Genomic DNA, 385 nt, shown 5'->3' on the forward strand with positions numbered 1-385 from the left:
AGCTCCTTTAATTCAGATTTTGTTGAGACATAGCGAAATTGATTTAAATGAGTTTATAAATCGTAATTAAATTTACTTATGTTGAGAGTGAACTGTTTCAAATATGTTCAATAAAAAAAGCGCCGCCCATCCGCAATGACTTGCAGATGAGTGGCGCTTTTCGATTACACATGGTTCAGTGGTAAACACTCGCGAGATAGATTAGGCCCGGCGTGCTTTCCGCTGTCCCTTCCGACGGCGTTTGAACCAGATGATGAAACCGGCAAAGAGTGCGAGGAGCCAACCAACCACGGTGGCACCTGCCTGAATTTCAGTGTCTGGTAATGCTTGACGGTTCTTATCAGCGTCAGTGGTTGACGTTGGTAATCCTAATTCATTATTTGAA

The 385-nt window shown here is 43.1% G+C and carries 1 protein-coding gene; it reads right to left on the bottom strand.

The genetic code is table 11. The annotated features are described in order from the left end of the window. Positions 1-201: 201 nt before the first annotated feature. Positions 202-385, bottom strand: a 184-nt coding sequence (locus ACKTR5_RS11770; RefSeq protein WP_407881700.1) for a hypothetical protein, incomplete at its 5' end; no start/stop codon positions are given.

Origin of the sequence: Furfurilactobacillus entadae, assembly GCF_045862745.1 — a bacterium.
Lineage (GTDB): Bacteria > Bacillota > Bacilli > Lactobacillales > Lactobacillaceae > Furfurilactobacillus > Furfurilactobacillus entadae.